Source organism: Legionella sp. 16cNR16C, from assembly GCF_021297775.1.
GTDB classification, from domain to species: Bacteria; Pseudomonadota; Gammaproteobacteria; order Legionellales; family Legionellaceae; genus Legionella_C; species Legionella_C quinlivanii_A.
The window spans coordinates 678,031-699,836 of the sequence record NZ_JAJTMX010000003.1; the positions used below are offsets into that span (position 1 = coordinate 678,031).

Sequence of the window (21,806 nt, forward strand, 5' to 3'; positions counted from 1 at the left end):
AGGTGGATATGCATAAGCATCCAATGACAATTGCAGGTGCAGAGGCACTGAAGAAGGAATTATCTCATTTAAAAAGCGTTGTGCGCCCGCAAATCATCGAGGCGATTGCAACTGCCCGAGCGCTAGGCGATTTAAAGGAAAATGCAGAGTATCATGCAGCACGTGAGCAGCAAAGCTTTACAGAAGGGCGTATCAAGGAGCTTGAAGCCAAAATTTCTCATGCTCAGATTGTGGATATCAGTAAGCTCGAAAATAACGGCAAGGTAGTTTTCGGCGCGACTGTAACGATTTGTCATACAGAGACAGGTAATGAACTCAGTTATCAGATAGTTGGTGAAGACGAAGCTGACATTAAATCTAATAAAATTTCCTACAGCTCTCCCATCGGCCGCGCGTTGATTGGCAAACAGATTGACGATACAGTGGTCGTTGAAACACCTGGGGGCAGGGTGGAATATGACATTATTGAAGTGGATTATTTAAACTGAACGTTTGAATAAAATCTATTAGGATCGTGCCATGAAAATTGATTCCCGCCTGCGCGGGAATGACAAAGATTGCATGTGAAATGGCTTGGTTCTGCACATAAAAATACACTGTCATTTCCGCGCAGGCGGAAATCTATTGATCGTTTGGCCCAGTGCCTTTTTGAAATGGAACTCCCCTGCGCTTCCAGGCTGATGTTTATCTCAGCTCGTTAACCGCTGACTCATTTCTTTCTGTTTGCCCCACTGCCATTTTTTTCGCTTTTCTCCCGGATGACCTGGTTGAGTTCTTCTCGCTGAATAATCCCTCCGTGAGCACAGGAGATGGGGTTTTCTTTTGCAAAGTCTCTTTTAATTTCTCAATTAAGACTGCAATGCGTTTCTCCACAATCGGCAGGAGCTGCGCTTTATCCGGACGCTCGCTAATTATTTTGAGAACAGAATGGCTGCCTTGTCCGGAAATATTTTTCAAAGCGATCCAGGGGCATTCCAGTATGGCTTCAAGTTGCTGGGCGGAACAGATCTGCAGTGTGCGATAGATATAGGGTTTATCAGTCTTTGGGTTAATTTCAGTGAGAAATTTTGTGTGTTTGCTTTGTAAAAAAAGCTTTAACAGATCCAGGTTCAGAATAGCGATTAGATTTTCAAAAAAGTACTCTTCCGGCGGGAAGAGTTGGGTATCGGATCGCCGGGTTATCAGCAGCCTAGTATCGAGCATGTGCAGGACTTCCTGTCTGTGAGATAGAATGACATTTACCAGTCTATTGCCCGTTTCGCTGCAAAATCCAAACATCAATATACCGCCAAAAGAACGAGGCATTGATTTCTTTGGATTGGGAATATGAAAATGACTATTGCCTATGAAAGAAATTAACTCTGGGCGATTGTGAAGAAGACAATATAAAGCACCTTGACTTTCTATATTCATAAATAAGTGATGAAAGACAGAGACATCATGATGGCTATTTGTAAATAAATCCTCTTTCGTTATAGTGGCCTGAAACTCAGGGACCGAGAGCATGCCAAACAACATTCGACCGGCTGGAAAAGAAATCATGTGATAGAATAAATTGCTGCCGTGATATGCCACATAAGGCATGTACCCTATTTCGGATTTAGGCGTTTGCAGCGCATTTTTACAAGGGTACTTCTTCCTTAACCGCTCCATCGACAGTGTCAGGCTGGGATATCTTGCCGCCCAATTGAGCACAAGATCTGCGCCAACATTATAATGAAAAAGTTGTGCCAGCAGATGCCCTTGTTCAGTGCCTGTAAAAATTGATCTGAGATAGCCTTCATCCCATTCCAGTTCCGCATAGCCCTGGAGAGCATGCAAGGTATAAATACCATAGGCATCTTCGCAAAGTTTGGGAAAGAGGGGAGGCTGCCTTTTAGGGATTTGAGGAAATAGCATTTTCATATCAAGATAAGCATGCAATGGCCGCCCATTGATGACATCAGGATACCCAAGTAGATCAAGCTGTTTCCTGGTCTCTTCGTTTTTGCATAATAAAGGAAAGACGGAGCTGACCAAATGAGGTTTGCAGCGGAGCAGGATCAGAAAGATACCAATAGCTAAGGGATTGTTGTGTGTAAGCATAAGCGGTGCAATTTTCAATACCAGCTCATCTGGAAGCTTGACTGCATGTTCAATCGCATCCGGAGTTATAATGGGATAGCTTTCCGAATCCTTTATCACCACGGGAAAATAATCATAAAGAAGACTGTGCATTAAAGGTTTGGAAGAGAGAATAGTGTCTAAGAAATCCATATTCGTCTTTTTTCCATCATGGGTCAGTAGCTGAGTGCAGTGCGGATGAGAAAATATATTTTCCCAGAGGCTATACAACTCCTCCCCAGCCCGCCAATTAGAGGTTGCAATAGGTGCCAGCTGGTTCAATCGTCTCAGATAACTTTCTCTGTATAAAGAACATAGTTTGTTGAATAGTGTCAGCGGTTTACCACGAAGCAGGATATTAAGAATCTCAACGACCTTGAGATCTTTATGGTTTATCATCAGGGGGGCTATTTTGAGAATAAGCGCGTCTGAGAAGTGGTCCTTTCGCTCTGTCGCCGTCGGACTCAGAGCAGTTGTATCATCATCCTTTTCTATCGGGGGAAAATAATTAAACAAACTGCTAACTAAATACGAAGAGGAAAAAACGTCTTTCAGAAACTCCATACCCTCTTCGGTCAGTAGCTGCATCGATTGGGGATGGGTGAAAATTTCATTCCACACACAATCCATGGTCTCCTGATTTTGCTCTGCTGTTTTTTCATCAGGAGCAAGACCTTTAAGACAATTTAAATAATTCTGACGAAGTGTCTTTATTTCTTGAGCAAGCAGTAAACTGTCAATGACTTTTTCAGTATTGATGCGCTCCTCTTCGAGCTCTTGATTCACCAAAGAAGATTGTATGACGGCTGCTTCCTCTGAGTTTCCCTCTGGCACCTGGTTTGGGATAGTATTTGATGGGCTTGGTGAAAATGCGAGAGAAGCGGGTCCGGGTTTTGGTCTATCCCAACTGAGCAGTATGAGCTTTGACTTCTCTTCAGAATAGTTTAATTCTTTCGTCAAGACGGAAAGGGCCGATAAATATTCATTCTCTGAATGATAAGCCTTAGCTTGAGTCAGCCACTCTTCCTCGGTGGAGGCGCTATGGTCTTTGATATTGAGGCTTTCATTTTCTGCGAGCCTTCGCCCCAGTTTGTGCATGGGCGAAAGTAATTTCGCCAGCTTTTTATTACCAGAGCGCAAAACAATAATATTGGCGGTCGACCTTGAGAATAAGACCACCAGTTTATGCATGGGAGCGCTAAATTCTGGATCACCACGGTCTTGAGCGGGGCGGTTAAATTGTTGTTGATTCTCATCAAATTCAAAATCGCTCGGCAAATTTTTACTGATTTTCTCATAAACCTCTTCTGAAAAAGGTTCAACCAGTAAGGTAGTGGTATACTCCAGGCCTTTACTCGCCTCAGGTGAAATAAAGGTGGAGCCGGGGAAATGCTTCTCCAGCATGGGTTTATGAATATCATCTGCAATAATACAGAATTTGTGCGATTTTTTAAGCTCATTGATCTCGCTGATTAAAAGCGGGCTTAGGTGATCAACCCAAATTAATTCGCCTTCAGCAGCGTCTTCTGCAGATTTAATAAAACTGTTTTCATTCTTTTCGCCGATGCCACCAGTTAATTCATACTTGATTTGTAAGAGTAAATTTAAAAATTTACTATGAAGTTTGGCGCTGCGGTGCGTAGTGGATAATTTCAGGATATTGAGATGATGCCCTAATTTCTGCGCCTGTGCCTGGATAAGCCTCGTATTGGATTTATTGCCGTCGAGCTTTTGATTGCCATCACCTAAAAAGACTACCTCACCTTTAGAAATGTCAAAAATATTGGCTAATTGTTTGCCGGTTAAATCATTGCATTCGTCAACGGCTATAAATGAAGGTTGAATTCCAATATTGAGAGAGGAAAAATGCGGATGGATTTTATCTTTGTGAATAGCGGCTTCAAATTTTCTATAATGCTGGAAAAAGGCCTCACGAAACTCCGCTGGGACTTCGCTTACTCGTTTGGCTTTATCGGTATACTGAGTTTTTGTATACCCTGAGATTAATTTGAATTCATTATAAAGTCTGACCGGATCAGCGATGAATGGATGCAAACTCTGTTGATTCGCTTTTGCCAATACCTTTTGTTCTGTATAGAACGTGTCGTACCAGCTTTTAAAGAAATTATCCGCTTCTTTTTCAGTAAACAAAGTTCGCTTTGGTGCATTTTCATCGGCTGGTACATCCAGTGCTGCGAATTCTTCATAGGTCATGACCCAGACGGGAGGGAGCTCGGGATCAGTATTATCAATTAACTCCGATAATTTATCTCTGACCTGATTAACAAGCGCCGCTGATTTGGCAAGATAAATAATGGGCTGTTGCGACCCTCTGTTTTGCCAGCGCTTTTCTCTGATAAAGGTTTCAGCCAGAATCGTTTTACCGGAGCCAGGTATACCCTCTACATGAATTGGGGTTTGAAGTTCAAAGACAGATTGCTGCAGCTCGCTCAACTCGATAAATCGGTGATGGTATTCTACCGGCTTGAATCTTGGGTGCTCAGGAATCAATTCTTCCAGACCGGTACTTTCCAAATCCTCAGCGTTTACTTTTTCCCAAAGCTGATCTTTGTGGTTATGCAAATAGTTTTTTAAGACCTGGGATTTTAAAAAACGTGAGGTTTCATATTTATGATTAAGAATAACTTCTAAAACAAGCAGGCGGGGTTTGGCATTGAGTATTTCGGTGGTTAGCAAGAGCCTGTCGGAGTGGTTCATCCGAACGCTGTAGATTTTGGGATTAGTACCGGCCAGTACTTCCAGATCTAGTGCCGCCCATTCCCTGTTTCTGATTTTTGCCAAAGTATTATCAAGAATGGCAACATCCCGGTGGTTTTTCTCAAGAACCCCGTAAGTCGTTTTGTGTAAGGTGAGCATACTTGCCCAAATAAAGATTTCATTACCTTCCTTGGCTTTCTCAATTGGGGCTGAACGGGTTTTTATAGTTTTTGCTTTAGTATTTGTCTGAAGTTGGCGATTGCGTTTTTTATGAGAATGTTTTCTGGTCATAAACGTTATGGATTAGACGAAGCCGAAGAGGGGGAATATAGCATTTGGTAAAAAAATAATCAATGTGAGTAAATTATTTATTTATGAGTTGATGTTTCAGTGCATCCTCCAGATCAGGATATTGAAACTGATAACCATTATCCATCAGGCGGTTAGGGAGAACTCTTTGTCCGCTGAGCAGAAGGCATTCCCCCATTTGACCGAAAAGCAGTTTGATAACCCATGCCGGAATCCGAAATAAAAGAGGGCGCTTCAGAACGCGTGCCAATGTTTTTGCAAAAATCTCCTGAGTAACGGGCTCGGGAGAGCAAATGTTCACCGGACCCGTTATGCCTGGATTCGCGAGGAGGAATTCATAAGCCCCAATAACGTCCTGCATATCGACCCAGGAAATTACTTGCTGGCCTTTGCCTAAAATACTTCCAATCCCCAATTTAAAAACCGGGGCAAGCTGACCTAACATGCCGCCATCTGGCGATAGAACCACCCCAAAGCGGGTGATGGTCACGGGTATGTCTGCTTCAATGGCTGCCTGTAAAGACTGTTCCCAGCGGATGCCCACCTCGCTTAGAAAATCATGAGGTGTTTCATCGTCAATAGCGCTGTTTTCGTCAAAGGCCTGGCTGTCATTTTGTGATTGTGTACCATAAATTCCAACGGCATTGGCGCAGAAGTAGTGGGGATGTGCCTGATATTTTAATAGCCAATTGACCAGGGTGCGATTGGATTGAACGCGTGAATTAATGATGTCCTGCTTAATGGTATTATTCCATCGAAGGGATGAGATATTTCTGCCGCAGAGATTAATCAGGGTATCAAAGCTATTCGGATCAACATTATCGAGCTGTTCCCAGGACAAGTGTTTAACTGGCTTGGGAAATTGCGTTTGCAGAGCTTTCAGATTACGACCCAATACAGTGATCTGATGCTCGTTACAAAAAGATGAAACCAGCTTTTTTCCAATAAGCCCGGAAGCTCCTGCAACCAGTATATTCATGATGATCCTTAAGCCATTAATGACAGACTTTGAAGAATGCCTGCTGTCATGGGAGTGAACACTAAATCATTCCCTAATTCCTTTTTTAGTAATTCTATACTTAATCGCCTGGAGCTTTGCATGATTTCCCGTTTCATGTCACTGGCAGTTTCCCAGATCTCATTCCAGGCTTGAAAAGAGGCCGCTGGATAATCGAGATGGTGAGCCACCAGTTGCTGCAATGCGCCCATCTTTTTGGGATGCCCGTCTGCGATGTTAAAAATACCCTGCACATTGCTTTTGGCAGCAAGCTGTGAGGCAATTTTAACTAAATCGGTGACTAGTATGTGATTAGTATAAGGGGCTTGTTGTGGGAATAAAAGGGGGCTCTGGCTGCGCGCTGCTTCTATTGGCAGTCGATTAGGTCCGTAAATTCCGGCAATACGCAGCAAAACATACGCTGCCTTGTTTTTTCTGGCAAAGCGTTTCCATTGCTGTTCCGCATCCAGGCGTCTTAGTTGCCTGTCATGCTGTATACGACATTTAGCACGCTCACCCACCCATTTACCCTGATGGTTGCCATAGACAGCGCTGGAACCGAAGTAAACAATTTTAGTGGGCTTTAAGCTTGTAGTACTTAAAAAGTCCTGAAGAAGCGAGTCATAATCTCCAGAGGGAGGAGGAGGAATAAGATAATAGACGGTCAACTCTTCTTTCTGCTCGATATCGAGATCGAGCAAATCGCCGGCTACATGCTGTAAACCAGGAAGGTATAATGCAGGATCGTAATGTCTGGAAACCGCGGTGACTTCCCCATGCTGTTTTAATAAATGCTGCGCAAGATAGAATCCGCAATAGCCATAACCGAGAATTAGATGATGCATAATGACTTGGAAAATAAACCTTTCATTATTCAATAAAAATTTAAAAAATCAATAGATTATGTTCACTTTATTGAACGATTTCTAATTAAAACAGCCAATTTGGTTGTAAATTTACACAATTTGATATTTAATGAAAAAGAACACATCGATGGAGTAAGGGAATGCCTGTCAGTGATCTGTGCCGTAAATCATTTGAAGAAATGATTCTGAATTATCAAAAAATTGGTTTGGAAGATAGGGACTTTGAAAATCTTCATCGCCATCTAAAGCAGTGGCTATATCGAATCAGTGTAGATGACAGCGAATATAATGACGCCCGGTTTGTCATGGAAATAGCTCACAACATTCACCTTCTGAACGACCGAAATTCAGGGTTAATAGCTGCTTATCATCAATTTACCAAAGATTATTTCAGGAATACCTCGCAGGCTCAATTATTTGTGAAAGGTAATGGAGATGTTGTAAGTAATTGGCCGGTCACGCCTGAGCCGCTATCGAGGTCTCCTGCAGTTCCTTCAAGTGCTGCAACCACCACATTATTTACCAAGCTCATTCAGGAAACAGCAGAACAGTTTGCTGAAAGACGTAAAGATCGGGCATTAAATGAGATAAATAAAAAATTTACCATTCTTCCTACTGAAAACTCTCCGGAGATGACTTTAAAGTAGATGTTATTGATGAAAGGAGTTTGTCATTCCCGCAAATGCGGGAATCTATTCCTATCCACTGTATTGTGCCAGATCATATGCGAGGCTACCCAGCTCAATACATTATTTGTTAGAATACCAGACTGTGCCAAGATTGTTCCCTCCATTACGAGAAAAATGTGAAACCTTATTTCCCAAATTCTATTGAATTAAATGCTATTGGCGTTGCGAAACATCAAAATGGTTTAATGCTTTATAACATGGAAAATAAAAGCCCTGAACTGCTGCTCAGTTTCGCTGATTTATTTGATCTTCCCTACAGTGTCTATTTGCTGGATGCCAGAGGCGCCACAGTTAAAATCAATGAAATAGGGGCCGCAGTTTGTGGTTACAAGTCACCCGAGCAGGCAGTGGGGAAAACAATTTTCGATGTATCCACAGACAGTGCCAGACATTTGCTGGATAATTGTGAATCGATTTTAAAACAGGAGACCATTCAATTTTTTGATGAGTTTAATACGCGTCTGGATGGTAAATCACTGCAGTTTTTATCCGTAAAATTTCCCTGTTATGACTCGGCTTGTCAATTACAGGGTACGTTGGGAATATCGATTGTTTTAGGTGAGCATTCACTGGCGGATGCCATCATGCGCCTGACCGATGCAGGTCTTTTGCCTGAAAAAACCTCTGATAACCCAGCGATTAAACTGAATCTGGAAGATGCCTCATTAACGCCGAGAGAACAGGAGTGTCTGGAATATACTGTGAAGGGATTTACAGCCAAGGAGATTGCCAGAGCACTCTCGATTTCACCCCGTACGGTAGAGGAGTATATCAATCAGGTAAAAATAAAACTGGGTGTCAGTACTAAACGCGAGATGATTCAAAAAGTGCTTGATGTGTAAATGACCTGACAACCCCGTATCCAGGACGGAGTGCATTAAATCTCCGAGATTATTAACATGACGTTATTCAATCATGAGGAGACAAGCATGCAACCTTCCGTTAAAACCCCTGTTAATACTGATGGACAAGCTATTTCGGCTTTACCTATGCATAATGAAAACCCTGAAGGGGATACGCAGGAATTTACTATCAGCCGCTTATTGAATCTTAGCAATAATCGTCCCATCAAAAATTTTGCTCGTCGCGGAATCTTTTTTCCAGTTGCGAAAACATTGTCCAGCAAATTTATTAACTTTTATAATCATGGCTGTCCAGTAGAAGCATGGAATATTGACCCCCAAAAAGTCGCGCGTAACCAGTTCAAAGTATTTTCAACCGGCGACGCATTCTCTGTTCTATCCCCGAATGTTGCCATTCGCGGTGAGAACATCAATATCCATGTCGGGGTGTCCTCGGGTACCTATGCGAAGTCAGTCTTACTTCATGAAGCATTGCAGCTTTGCCGCGCAATACATGAGCATGGCGCCGAGCGAATAACCCTTGCATTACCCGAGCAATTTCATCCAGTGCTATATCCTGATGATTTTAATCTACTATTGATTAAATTATTCAAGGCCAGCGGTGCCAATAAGCTTTATTATTATGATAAGAATTATCAGGGTATTCTGGATGAAAATCATATTGACGCAAATATCACTTTTAAAGTATCCCAACACTCAAAGCCTGAAGAATACCAGGTCAGCAAAAGCGAACTATCATCTTACCTGGAGTTACCCGCTAACCAGACGAGCGAGTCAACTATAGACGCTAAAGTACTTCATTTTACTCGACGAAGTTATTTAAATGCCGTTTGGTCAAAACTCAATTTATCTCATAGTAAGCTCATGGAGAGGGTCTGTGAGGGTGCGCCGGTAAGTCTTGAGGTTCCTGAAAAAAAACAGGGACATGTATTAATTTGCTGTTCAGCCAATCGGCCTTTAGCTGAAGAAATCGCGGAACATCTTCGTCAGAATGGTGAGGAAATTAAACTCTACTGCATCAATGGAGCTGGAATCGGGGCCACAATTCCTGACGAGGCTGTTATCGCCGGCTCGGTAGTGACTATTGTGCAATCCACACGCCCTAATCCTGATGATTTTACGGTGTCGGCCGAATACGAGAAAAATGGCGCTTCCCCCTGCTTTTTTGAAGCTGCGATGATTGCAAGGCAGGCACATTTACGCGGCGCCCTGCATATCAACCTGATTAATCCCTACCAATTTAGCGCCAGGTCGGATAAGGCAGAAGATAATCCAAAGGGAAAAACTGGCGCTTATGTTCAGCATAATGGAAAACTGTTTGAGGCGGCAGGGGTAAATAATGTGGTTACCGCGGAGTGTCATGATAATCATACTTTATCTGGAACATACACAGGCAAAGAAATAAGGGGCTCGGCAGTACCCGCACTGACCATTCTTGCTACCCGGGTTGCTACAGAATGGCTCAGTAATCCGGGACAAGGTCAGTTACGTCTGGTGACTCCGGATGCTGGGGCGGCCAAACGAACCAATGAACTGACTCAGCACTTGCAAAGCATTTTGGGTGATAAATTGTGCTCATCACGCGTGCTGGGTGAAAAGCAGCGGGATTCTCATCAGGACACAAGTGCTTTGATCAATAATATGAATGCGGGTGAGCTGGGTATTAATGCACAGGACAGGTATTTAATTACTGATGATGAAACCGCGACTGGCAATACCCTGTGCCAGGCCATTAGTAACTTAAAGAAGCAGGGCGCTAATAATATATCGGTTATCGTGGTTCATAACAATATGCCTTTGAACTGGCTGCAGCGACAGCTATGTTTATCCCGATTCCTGTACATGGGTGTGAGTGATTTGCATTTCAGTAATACTCAGGAAATGGGTAGTCTGGCAACTGGTTATGATGATCTCATCCAGACCTATGCTAAAAAAGCAGGTTTAAGCGAAACTCAAGTGAAAGAGCAGGTTTCAGAATGGTTTAAAAAGAATATTGCTGAAAGCTTTCCTGATCATTCACCTCAGTACCTTAAGGGTGAGTTTGACCGATTTACCTCTCAGTTAGAACAACTGAAGAACAAAGTCACTGTTCACTCTCTGGCGGATGAGTTTGCAAAAAGAGTTCATATTCAGCCTTCTAAAGTGAGTGTATTTGAAAATACCCCAGGTGTTTCGATGGGGTATAGCTCTGATAAGAGAAATCCGCTATTTGCGTATATACCTCAGGCCCTGGCAACGGATGTTACTGTAAATACTCTGCCGCAGACTTTAGGCAGCGCCATTAGCAATTAATTGTAGGTTGGGCCCTTGGCCCAACATCGAGTTCTGGAGTGGTGCGAGCCGTTTGTTGGGCCAAGGGCCCAACCTACAATAGCAGGGATAGCTAGAGGGCTTTCATAAAGCTGACCAGATCTTTCTTTTCCTGATCATTGAGTTGCAGTTTCAATATCAGATTAAAAAACTCCACGCTGTCATCCAGGGTCAGCAAGCGGCCATCATGCAGATAGGGTGGAGAATCCTTAATACCTCTCAAAGGAAAGGTTTTAATCGGTCCGTCACCCACTGCCATCATGTTATTAATCATAACCGGTTTAAAGAAGCGCTCTGTTTGCAGATTATGCATGGTGTTATCAGTGTAATAGGGAGGCATATGGCAGGTTGAACATTGTGCCTTACCAAAAAAGAGCTCCTGGCCGCGCAACTCTTCTGCGGTTGCTTTGGCAGGATCCAGTTTCCCATCTACTGCCAGCTTTGGAGCGGGTGGAAAATCCAGGATTTCCTGAAACTCTGACATAAAATGAACCTGGCTGCCCCGTTCGAGAATATTCACCCCTTTCTTGGTAGCAATCACCGGATCCCCGTCAAAATAGGCTGCTCGCTGCTCAAATTCGGTAAAATCCTCCACCGTTTTTAATGCTCTTTGCGAGCCAAATAAACGCTGGATATTGACGCCGCGCAGACTGGGCGTGTTAATCCGATGTCTGAATTCCTGAGGTCTGATATCACCCACCAGGTGGGTCGCTTTATTGGTATGGCCGTTAGAATGGCAGTCGAAACAGGCAACGCCGCGGCTAGGGGCTACTGTTCGTCTGTCTTCTGTCTGATTAAATTGCTGCTGCGGGAAAGGGGTTACCAGCAATCGCAATCCTTCCAGTTGTTTTGGATTTAAAAGACCATTAAACAATTCATAATAGTTATTGATATTGACCAATTTTCCTTTGGAAACATCGCCAAGATCGGGACGGGTTGTCAGAAAAATCGGTGCAGGAAAAATGGGTAGAAAATGATCGGGAATATCGAAATCCAAATCAAAGCGGGTTAAATCACGTTGTTCCTGTTTATTGAATTCATCAATAACAAATTTTGGAAATAGCATCCCGCCTTCCGGGTGATTGGGGTGGGGCAGTGGCAGAAAACCCAGAGGGTATACGCCTTTTTCCTTAATCTCTTCCGGGGTCATTTTTGCCAGGGCTTCCCAGGTCAGACCAGCGGGTAATTTAACCCGGACTCCTTCCTGAATCGGCTTCCCGCCAGTCATGGTGGTGCCGGTTGCTGGTTTATTACTCAGGTCATAACGCTGTTCGAGCAAATCAGCATGTTTTTTTTCAACCGCTTCTTTCTGATCAACCATTCGCTTCATAATCGACTGAAAGTCTTCTTTAATATCGACTGGCATGTAACTCGAGGGATGGTCAGAATACGCGGCTGTTCCAAATCCGACAAGCAAAGGGAAAAGCCATTTGGCAGAGGTGGGCATCAGATAAAATCCTTTTCCAAAAAATCAAAAGCTTAAAAGATAAATCAAAGACTTGCAATAGGCTTTAACGGTGGTTAATCCGGCAAAGCGAGGCATAGTTACACTGCTGACAGACCGAACGATTGACAGGCTTTGGAGGGCAGAAACCTTCTGCAAACTCTTTGGCCAGTTGTTCGAGAGACTCTTGCCAGCACGCTCTCGCTTCTGCCCAGGAGTGTTCTTCGGAAAGACTCTGGATATTTTTCAGTTCATAATCGTTCTCGCTTAAGCCTTTACAGACATGCTGTCCTTCTTTGAGTGCCGAGAAAATCAGGGTATTGATGGCCTGATCCAGCAGAGCGTACACCAAAAGCTGGGGTTCGCGCGGTCGTTCTTCATTCCAGGGAAGGCTGGAGGGTATACTGGTTTTGTAGTCAATAACCCATTTGCTTCCATCAGCCAATTGGTCTATTCGGTCTACACGCAAATTAAACTCAATACCTTGCAGGGTTAAGCTAAAGTCCTTTTCAAGAGCCTCCACTTTAAACTCAGGACGCTCTTTTTCCCATTCGAGGCACTGAGACAGTAAACGGTGCAGCCGTTTAATCTCTACTTGCTGTATCAGCGGTGAAAAAGAATACACTCTCTGTCGCCGATAAGGTTCAATGGCAGAGTCAATGGAATTGGTAATTAATGTGTCGAGTTCCTCTTCGCTTAAAGCAAGTAAACGTTCCTGATCGATAACCTGTTGCCAAAAATACTCAAGAGCCTTATGAGTTAACTGCCCGCGCTCCAGTGGATTTAAGCCATCAAAGGCAGCCTGGCCTTGCTGAGCATGAAGACGATGAGCTGCGAAAGCCTGGAAAGGGCATTTGGATTGTTTAGCCAATAAAGCAGTACTTCCTTTGATTTGTGGCTTGCTATGAGGAATCTGATAGGTCTCCTCCATCTTTTCAAGTTTAATCAGAGGTTTGATATTATTAGCACCCTGACCGGTTCTTTGTACCGTGTCTTTTAACAAAGGAGAAGGAAGCTGGGGTTTATCTTCATCAATAGAGGCGTAGCTGAAGACAACCAGCGGCGCATTTCGCAGAAATGAGTCGAACTGTTTTTCTGCCAGTCGCAAGGCATAATCTGAGCTGGTGTAAATCCTTTGAAATTCCAAAGGGATAAAGGCAGAAGGTTTAATTTTCTTCGGCAGGCATTCATCGGTCATACCAGTCACCCATAGCGCATCAAAACGTGCCCCAGAGGATTCCAGTACACCCATTATATGCAGGCCGCTTTTTTCCGCTTTGGGTTGAAAAATAGTATTGGAGGCTATGGAATGCAATGCCTCAAGTGCCTGTTCCTGGCTTAAACTAGAGCTAAAAAGCTGCAATTGTTTCAATTCAGAGAAGATATGAAGCAGTTTTTGCAGGCACTGATACGTCTCCGAATCCAGTGCCTGATCACCCGGAAATCCCATATCATTCAGCCTGTTCTTAAAATGCTGCAGCCATTGAGAAGGGGAGGCTGATTGAGGATACGTCTCGATTGTAGAAAGGGTTTTATATAATCCTGGCGTCTTGTACTGAAGTTCGTTTAAAAAGAAATGCCAGTCTATCCTCTCTTCCTGAAGTGAAGCGCTGTTCTGTATGAACTGAGCCCGCTTAAGAAATTCTTTACTGGATTGATGTAAATAAGGTGAATATAACAGCAATCGAGCCTGATGGTTGCTAAGTGTCTGGCAATCCAGTTTCAGCCACTGAAGGGCATGCCCAACAAGTGGATATTCACTCAAGGGCTTGCCCAGCGAAATGCTAAAAGGTATATCGGGCAGTCTGTTCTGAAGCAGCCGCTGCAGTTTTCTGCCTTCAGTCTCCAGAGAGGGTACGACAATCCCAATTCGCCTTGCTTCAGAAAGCTGGGTTTTTGCCCAGGCAATCATTTCCTCATATTCATCGCTTGCATTTTTGGCTTGATAGAGACTGGTGGCGCTTGTGGCGGGGTTTAATGTAGTATGAAGCACATTAGCGCCGAGCCTCTCTAATTTAATCTGTAAATTCTTTTGCTGTGGAGTGTATTCCTCAAAGCAAACCCAGATGCTGGCTGTGTACTGAATGCTTTTAAGAGCCAGGGCCAGATAATCCGCCAATTGCTCATCGACGATAGCCGGGATTTTATCCAGAGCTTGCTGAAACAGGAGAGACCATTTTGCAAAAGCTTGAGTCTGCGCAGTCTGAGAAAATGTGCTGAGATTGATATCAAGTTTCCAGCGCTGACATTTGGCCCATGCGTCTTTAACCGCATCAATCAGACCTGTGTGCAGGGGAATTTCAGTCTGCTGTTTCAGAATATCTAGCCAAAGATAATCGTATTGGGTCTTATTCAATAATAAAGGATGAGCTTTATCAGAATTATCAAAACACATTCTGTTATATTGCATGCGCAGAAAATCCTGATAAGGCATGCAAAGCGGTTTTTTTAATGTGTTGCTGGTATGAAACTGAAAGTACTGCTCTAAAAGTTCAATCGAAAGACGCTTGGTCGGCGTTATAACCACAGCGCCGTCTGCCATCAGGGCAAACAGTTTGTCTTTAGCAATCATCCGCTTCAGAGTTCCTTGTGTCGGCGCTTGTCCACTGCGCGTAAACCGGGAAAGAAGTGTTTATTAAAATACACTGCTGCCAAAGCGGTAACCGGAATTAGCCAAAGTCCGATAATCAGAGTGGCCGACAAAAAAATTGCGCCAAAAACAACCATATAGTCTTTGACTGAGAGCCTGGCGAAATTAGGATCATTCCAATAGGAATTGACCAGGACGGCTAGACTGATAATTAGCAGATAAACGAAGGCTAACAGAATTCCAAACAAAAAAGGCCTCCACCAGCGCGAAGGTTTGGCTAGCTGATTTCCAAACCAAGCGCCCAGCAGAATACCGATAAATGGCACAACAAGTAAGGCATATCCCAGGGGAAAGCCCTGGCTGGCTTTTAAGGGGAGCAAGGTATAGCGAGTAAATATCAGAAATAGAAAGGCAAAAATGCCAAAGAAAACAGCGGCTGCAAAACGAGCGCTGATTGGTTTTGGTTCACTTGTTGAGTTCATAATCTTTTTTGTCTGCTTATCGTTTTTCTTTTCAGCTGGAAATCACGCTGTTCCATTTCGCTATGCAGGATAATGTATACCAAATGACCACGCAAATATACCGCTGCAAACCCGGATAAAATCGCCAGCCACCATCCTACTATGATAATGCTGTTCCTCAAAACAAAAAAATAGATGCTCAGCCAGTCTGGAGAATGGGGAACAATACTGAAATAGGTATCATATTCTTTGAGAAAGTAGAGGAAAAGAAAATCATAAAACGGCATTGCTGCGAATACCATGAAAAAGCCATACAGAAACACTTTCAAAGGATAAGGCCTTGGGCAATGCACTATTCGTTTGCCAAATAGAAATCCAAAGACGCAGGCGATAAAACCTGCCAGAGCTACGGCCAGAAAAACAGGCAGGATTTGCTCAAATCCTATTAAAAACAGAAACGCATCAATCAGGATGGTACCGATAACAGCAAGAAATGCGTAATAGGAAGCGCATAGCAATCTGGGATTATGTAATGATAGCGCATCGTCTTTGCGTTTTTTCATTAGCATGTCTCCTGTATTAAACCTGATGACAGCCAAGGTTTGAAAAACCGAGACAAGTTAATTAGTTAAGACTGAAATTAACGACAGTCTTCTATTTAATTTTAGACTAGATTGGTTAAATTCATTTCATTTATCTACAATTAAAATAATAAAAAAAGAAAAAAATCGGATGAATATGGATATCACACCTTTTTTCAAACTGATGGTTGAACGCGGCGCTTCAGATTTATTTTTTAGTGTGGGCGCTCCCCCTCATATCAAGATTGAAGGCATCACATCCCCGATTGGTCAATCGCCTTTAAAATCCCAGCAAATGGCTGAAATCGCCTCCTCTATCATGAACGATGAGCAACGAAAGGAATTTGATGCCACCATGGAGCTGAATATGGCAATATCTCTTACCGGAGTTGGCCGTTTCAGAATTAATCTGTTTCGCCAGCGCGGTGAAGTCGCTATGGTGGTGCGGTATATCAAAGGGATTATACCCAGTATTGAAGAGTTGCAACTGCCTTCCATTCTGCAATCGATCATTCTTGAAATGCGCGGCCTGATATTGGTCGTTGGCTCCACCGGGTCCGGGAAATCGACAACACTGGCGTCAATGATCGACTATCGAAATGACAATCATAGAGGTCATATTCTGACCATTGAAGATCCCATTGAATACCTGTACCGCCATAAAAAATCGATCGTTGATCAGCGTGAGGTGGGGCTTGATACCCTTAGTTATGAGTCAGCTCTTAAGAATGCCATGCGCGAAGCGCCTGATGTAATTTTGATTGGTGAGATTCGCGATCGTAACACAATGCGGCATGCGATTGCCTATGCGGAAACCGGACATTTGTGCTTATCAACTCTGCATGCCAATAATGCCAATCAGGCTCTTGATCGTATTCTTAATTTTTTTCCCGATGACGCGAGACAGCAATTGCTGCTTGATCTCTCGCTGAATCTAAGGGCCGTGATTTCTCTTCGCCTCGTACCCGGTCTCGAAAAACAAAGAGTACCGGCAGTCGAGATTATGCTCAATTCGCCTTATATTGCTGATTTAATTGAAAAAGGAAAAGTAGATGAAATCAAAGAGGTGATGGCTAAAAGCAGGGAACAGGGTATGCAGACCTTTGATCAGGCCTTATTTGATCTTTACAAAGCAGGAAAAATCAGTAAAGACAATGCCATACGCTTTGCTGATTCCAAGAATAACGTGGGATTACAAATCCGCCTGACCGACGAAAAAAGCCTTGATGACATTCAGGATTTAACCATCCAGGAAGACTTTCCCGAGGGTTCCTGACCACCTAATGAGTCTGCATCTCGCCCAGGCGAAATGGATAATCAACCCGGCATTGTTCATAGGCTCTATACATGCGCGCAGGATTCGGATAATAGCCGTAGTGTTCCGCTTCATAAGCGCAGCAGGGCAGCCGGCTTAAAAAGCATCCTCGCTTGGCATTCCAGACAAAGCCTTTGCCGGTGCAGCTAAGAGAGCGCCCGTCAATGCAGACATAACGTGCTTTGGAAGGGGGATTGCCAATAATACAGCCTTGCGCCAGGCTGATAGCGGGGATTAAAACAAGTAAAAGAGCTGTTGTTTTCATTCTTATTTGATCCATTCACTTGCTATACTGATAAGAATAGTTGATTTTAGTAAAAATGTAAGACGGCCCGGTGACTTATCTGCATGCCTTGGCTTACAGTAATTAAAAAATACGATATTAAGGACTTCTTAAGCTTTTATAGTTAAAATGACGAAAGAATTGCGATTGGAGTATTCACATGCCTCAGAATCAGACATTACAAGATGCCATAAAGAAACTACATCATAACAATAATAAAGAAAAACATGAAAAAGCCCAGCGAGCACTTGATGCCATTTTTGCGGCTGATCCGAATGATCCAGTCGCCTTTAAGGCGGCGGTTAAGGCTCATAAGGACTTTTGGAAAGAGAATGGCTTAGTTGATGAGGTTGATGATCTTGATAATAATGGGGCTCCCAATTTTGTTGATCTGTACAAGCAGGTTGCCAAACAACGGGTGATTAGCCGCTTAGGTATTCATGAAAGCCATCTCGTAAAATTCATTCTCGATAATCCTGTCGAATTACGCAGACAACTGGTAGTAGACCCTTATAAAAACCACTTTGGCGATCTGACCAAATCAAAATTGCCCTGGGATGCCAGCAATGAGGGGGTCATTTCCAATCCCGCAGCTGCTGAAATCAGCCTGGCTGCCCAGACTTACTATCTCGAATCCAAATTGAAAGCAAGCGACGATTCCGCGCAATTAGATGCCTTGCTGCAGGCAATTGATGACGATGATGATGCGGCATTTCGGCGCGTGCTTCAGAACTGGCAAATTCCCCAGCCTGCTCTTGATAAAATGACTACTGAGGGAGTCGGTGCCCAAATTACACACTCCCTCGCGCTTAAAGCGCTTGAAGCCAAGGCGCGGCTTCTGGCAAGTCAGCAAGATCAGCACAATGCTCTGCTTGATATGATTCAACGAAATGATGATGCTGATTTCGCTGCTCATCTTGGGGCTCCTTATGATGGGAAAGTAGTCGCTGAAGATGCAAAAGCACTTCGTGGCGTGATGGGGGGAGAATATCTCAAAGCTAGGCTGAACACAGAGCAGCGGCAAGATACATTATTGCAACTTGCCGGAATGACCATACTTGGCGATTTGCAAGCAGCGTTAGCCAATGAGTATGGCAGCCAGGCAGGTAATAAAGATGCGCTGAATCAGTATATTGTCGAAGCAGTCACCCAGAGCACTATAAACAGCTTCCGGCAAGCCGCAGCCAGTAAAGCTCTGACTCATAAAATTGCAACGATGAATGATGTGGCGGCCCTTGAAGCGCTGGCCAGGGCAAAAACGCAGAAAGACTTCTCTCAGGTATTGGAGACTGTTTCGGCTTTTGGTTTAAATACACCGGCTAAAAAATCGGTCTGTGAAGCCTTTACCAATTTAGAAGAAATTAAAAAACTGAGTACTATTGCTCATGTTCGCAGTAATTTACTGCCTAAAACACCGCAGACGGACAAAGACTGGGAGCAGGCCAGGGTACATGCTGATCGTTTGGCCACCCTGCTTGATCCCGCCTATACCTCTGCCAATTACGCTGCGCAATTCTTATCCGCCAATCCTAAACCTGAGGAATTGCAATCGTTCAAGGATTATTTCAGTGATCCGGCGCGCTTAATGGAAACACGCAAAATGGCTCTGGCCGGTTTAATGCCTGCTACCCTGAAGAATGCCGATTCAGGGCTTTTAAATGGAATCATAGCCGCCGATGATACTAACAAATTGAAAACGGCAGTTGCTGCAGTATTGGGACACGATAAAGCCAATGATTTGATCGATAACGATTTGAATTCTCCCTATAATCTGAAGATTCGTGCCTATGCACATCTTTACCAAATGCCGCAATTTCTGGCGACCAGGAATTACGATGAGTTGTCGCGGATTGTAGGGGCAAATGGCTGGGAGGGCTTGCCGGATCTGATGCGGACAGTGCTTCCTGGTCTAAGTCAGAACGATGCGCAGAATCTTGAAGCAGAGCTGATTCAGGCCTTGCTAAATAAATACCCTGCTGATGCTGATTTGAATCTGTTGGTTAATTTAACCAAGCCTGATATTACAGAAGCAGACTTTAAGCTGGCTTTAGGCGCTCTGCATATTAATCGCCAGGACTGGGTGAATCCAGCTCGTATGCAGGCGGTTCAAAAGGTTGCCGCTGAACGAGCCATGATTATTCGAGCCGAGAATATCCTCGGGGCTTCGCTTGATCAAAGACCGGAACTGAAAAAAGTCATACTGAATCTTCCACCAAAAAAGCAGGCTTCCCTTGCTGCCAATGGCGAATTGATTTCATTATTGGCTAGCCGGACTGACGCTGATAAAATCAGGGATTTGCTGAACGACAAGCATCTGAATGTCGATGCACTGGTTCAGGAAAACACAAGTCTTGGGCTATTCCACAAGATTCATAATGCCGCGATTGCGAATACCTTAAAAGCCCTCAACGTAAAAATTGACCCCAGCCTGGTGCGCAGTATCAATGAATACATTGATTCTAAAACAACGGCTGAGCTTTCAGGACAGCCACCGGCATTTGCTGCTTCAGTAAAAAAGCTTTGGGAAATTCTGGAAAGGGCTAATCGGCATGTTGAAGAAGCAGTCTTTAATCAAGCCTTCGGCTACAATGACGATAGAAGCGCTTTAAATCGGCATGATCCCAAGAATAACATTTCACATCAGCATGATCATAATCAGGATTTACGCGCTTTTATGAATGGCGCAAATCCCGCTGGCAGGAAAAGAGTTGCTGATTTTATGCTGGGCTTATCCAAAAACCAGCAATTTACAGCGAATCAGTTTCAGCAATTGTGTACGCATCTGGGTGCAGCAAAGGATCGGGCTGAATTACTTCGTTTGATCAATAATGATGCTGTTTTAAACGGAGCAATGCCGCCTGAGTTTAACCAGCAATTGACCGAGAGCACCTATAGTTTCCTGACTCAGGGCATCAAGAGCGATAAATTCAAAGACATGAGTCTTGAAGAGCTAAGCACTGCCATAACCGCTAGCCATCTTGAAGTTCAAAAGAATCTCGATAAGCTTCATAATTTGCAGAAAGAGTCCGGCCATTCTCATTTAAAATCTTTCAGTGAGCTACAGGAGGCCCTCTGGCTTGATCCCGCATTTGAAGGATTGTCTAAAACCAATGCGGTGCGAATAGAAGAGGATCTGATAAACACAGAAAAAATGTGTAATATTGTAATCCCTGCACTTAAAGCACATTTGGCCCTGATTGAAGAGCAGCTCAAATCATTACCAGACAATGATCTTAATAGCAAAAAAGCCAAGGCAATTACGAAAGAAAAAGCATTCCTTACCAAGGCTTATAACGAGATTAAAGCCGAATTGGATATGTATCTCAAAATAGAGGATGTATTGAAGGGTAACCCCAATGCCTCTGATGAACGCATGCAAAAAGGATTGCTGGCAGCCGCTGAAGAAGCGAAAAAAGGCGAGTATACAATCCAGTTCAGTGAATTTAAGGTAAAGGTCGGCAAAGATGAAGATATCAGTACTTTTGATGATCTGATTAAGAAGGAAGACGGGCAAAGAAAACAGGCCAACTATAGTCAGGCTTTACAGCTAGATATCGGGGTGGAGATTAAGGATTATGAAATCGAGAAAAAGGTTCCAGTCGGCAAAGTCCGGCCCTATATTCTTGAGCACCAGGCCAAAGGCAATGATGGTACGGTCACCATCACTAACAGTACCATACTCGAAAGACGCTATCCGCAGGATATGGCCCCTAAAACCAACAAGGGAGAAGAGGCATATAATCCTTCAAAATCACTGACTTTAGTTCCTAGGCCCTTAACCCCTGGTAAGAAACGTACTGAAGGTGAAATGGAGAAAGTTGCCATATTTATGGCTATGAAAGCTCTTACTGGTTTAGCGAAAGCCCCTGATAAGGATCATCCGTTTTTGCTGACCGGTGATAATGCCGATGAGGTTAGATTATTGTATGGTGCTTTACTGGCTGTCGGAGAGCTGCATCCTCGATTTAAAATCAGTGAAGATTGCATCCGTATGGGTACTACTGCTTATGTTCCGCCAAGATCGAGTGTATGGAGTGACCCCAATTATAAAGTAATAAAAAACAACCCTGAATTTAAAGCCTTAACTCAGGGATTTAGTAAGATGGTAATCCAACAGGAAAAGGCGCAGGCTGATTTGAAGCCTGTGGAAAAGCAGGTCACTAGTTCTGGAAACATGTATAAAACGGCTATTCAGGATGGACGTGCGCTTAAGGACTTAGAACAAGAGAATGCCAATCGGCCTCAAAGCCCTTCGGTTGGTTCTCCATAACAAGAGC

Annotated in this window: 14 protein-coding genes; 6 read left to right on the forward strand and 8 right to left on the reverse strand. The window is 43.7% G+C overall.

What is annotated here, in order from left to right; all coding sequences use genetic code 11:
* Positions 1 to 8 precede the first annotated feature (8 nt).
* Complete coding sequence (gene greA, locus LXA66_RS13140; protein ID WP_058507908.1) at positions 9 to 488, forward strand: transcription elongation factor GreA; 480 nt, start codon at positions 9 to 11, stop codon at positions 486 to 488.
* A 196-nt stretch (positions 489 to 684) separates the two neighbouring features.
* On the opposite strand, the gene LXA66_RS13145 is transcribed toward greA, so the two are convergent.
* The 3 genes from LXA66_RS13145 to LXA66_RS13155 form a co-directional block, all read right to left on the reverse strand.
* Positions 685 to 5,112, reverse strand: coding sequence for a hypothetical protein (locus tag LXA66_RS13145; protein WP_233013508.1), 4,428 nt, complete (start codon positions 5,110 to 5,112; stop codon positions 685 to 687).
* A 73-nt stretch (positions 5,113 to 5,185) separates the two neighbouring features.
* Complete coding sequence (locus LXA66_RS13150) at positions 5,186 to 6,109, reverse strand: TIGR01777 family oxidoreductase (protein ID WP_233013509.1); 924 nt, start codon at positions 6,107 to 6,109, stop codon at positions 5,186 to 5,188.
* 8 nt (positions 6,110 to 6,117) lie between these two features.
* Positions 6,118 to 6,972, reverse strand: a complete 855-nt coding sequence (locus LXA66_RS13155; RefSeq protein ID WP_233013510.1) for an SDR family NAD(P)-dependent oxidoreductase — start codon at positions 6,970 to 6,972, stop codon at positions 6,118 to 6,120.
* Between the two features lie 161 nt (positions 6,973 to 7,133).
* On the opposite strand from LXA66_RS13155, the gene LXA66_RS13160 reads away from it, so the two are divergent.
* The 3 genes from LXA66_RS13160 (at position 7,134) to LXA66_RS13170 (ending at position 10,837) form a co-directional block, all read left to right on the forward strand.
* Positions 7,134 to 7,640 (forward strand): hypothetical protein, encoded by a 507-nt coding sequence (locus LXA66_RS13160; protein WP_233013511.1) that lies wholly within the window; start codon positions 7,134 to 7,136, stop codon positions 7,638 to 7,640.
* Positions 7,641 to 7,798: 158 nt separating this feature from the next.
* Positions 7,799 to 8,524: a helix-turn-helix transcriptional regulator gene (locus LXA66_RS13165; RefSeq protein ID WP_233013512.1), complete on the forward strand. Its 726-nt coding sequence runs from the start codon at positions 7,799 to 7,801 to the stop codon at positions 8,522 to 8,524.
* An 87-nt stretch (positions 8,525 to 8,611) separates the two neighbouring features.
* On the forward strand, positions 8,612 to 10,837 hold the full coding sequence (locus LXA66_RS13170; protein ID WP_233013514.1) for a phosphoribosyltransferase family protein: 2,226 nt from the start codon (positions 8,612 to 8,614) through the stop codon (positions 10,835 to 10,837).
* 91 nt (positions 10,838 to 10,928) lie between these two features.
* On the opposite strand, the gene LXA66_RS13175 is transcribed toward LXA66_RS13170, so the two are convergent.
* The 4 genes from LXA66_RS13175 to LXA66_RS13190 all read right to left on the reverse strand — a co-directional run bounded on the left by LXA66_RS13175 (position 10,929) and on the right by LXA66_RS13190 (position 15,913).
* Entirely contained in the window at positions 10,929 to 12,302 is a 1,374-nt protein-coding gene (locus LXA66_RS13175) for a cytochrome B6 (protein ID WP_233013516.1), read from the reverse strand.
* A 64-nt stretch (positions 12,303 to 12,366) separates the two neighbouring features.
* The gene (locus LXA66_RS13180) at positions 12,367 to 14,871 is read right to left on the reverse strand and encodes a PD-(D/E)XK nuclease family protein (RefSeq protein WP_233013518.1); all 2,505 of its coding nucleotides are present in this window, start codon (positions 14,869 to 14,871) and stop codon (positions 12,367 to 12,369) included.
* Positions 14,872 to 14,876: 5 nt separating this feature from the next.
* Positions 14,877 to 15,371: a SoxR reducing system RseC family protein gene (locus LXA66_RS13185; RefSeq protein WP_233013519.1), complete on the reverse strand. Its 495-nt coding sequence runs from the start codon at positions 15,369 to 15,371 to the stop codon at positions 14,877 to 14,879.
* A complete protein-coding gene (locus LXA66_RS13190; RefSeq protein WP_233013520.1) occupies positions 15,368 to 15,913 on the reverse strand; it encodes a hypothetical protein in 546 nt (181 codons plus the stop codon). The genes LXA66_RS13185 and LXA66_RS13190 overlap by 4 nt, the downstream gene beginning before the upstream one ends.
* Before the next feature lie 175 nt (positions 15,914 to 16,088).
* Between LXA66_RS13190 and LXA66_RS13195 the strand changes: the two genes are divergently transcribed.
* Positions 16,089 to 17,207 (forward strand): PilT/PilU family type 4a pilus ATPase, encoded by a 1,119-nt coding sequence (locus LXA66_RS13195; protein WP_233013521.1) that lies wholly within the window; start codon positions 16,089 to 16,091, stop codon positions 17,205 to 17,207.
* Positions 17,208 to 17,211: 4 nt separating this feature from the next.
* Here the strand turns inward: LXA66_RS13195 and LXA66_RS13200 are convergent, their stop codons facing one another.
* Positions 17,212 to 17,511 (reverse strand): hypothetical protein, encoded by a 300-nt coding sequence (locus tag LXA66_RS13200; protein WP_233013522.1) that lies wholly within the window; start codon positions 17,509 to 17,511, stop codon positions 17,212 to 17,214.
* A 178-nt stretch (positions 17,512 to 17,689) separates the two neighbouring features.
* On the opposite strand from LXA66_RS13200, the gene LXA66_RS13205 reads away from it, so the two are divergent.
* Positions 17,690 to 21,799: a hypothetical protein gene (locus tag LXA66_RS13205; RefSeq protein ID WP_233013523.1), complete on the forward strand. Its 4,110-nt coding sequence runs from the start codon at positions 17,690 to 17,692 to the stop codon at positions 21,797 to 21,799.
* The last annotated feature ends 7 nt before the right edge of the window (positions 21,800 to 21,806 follow it).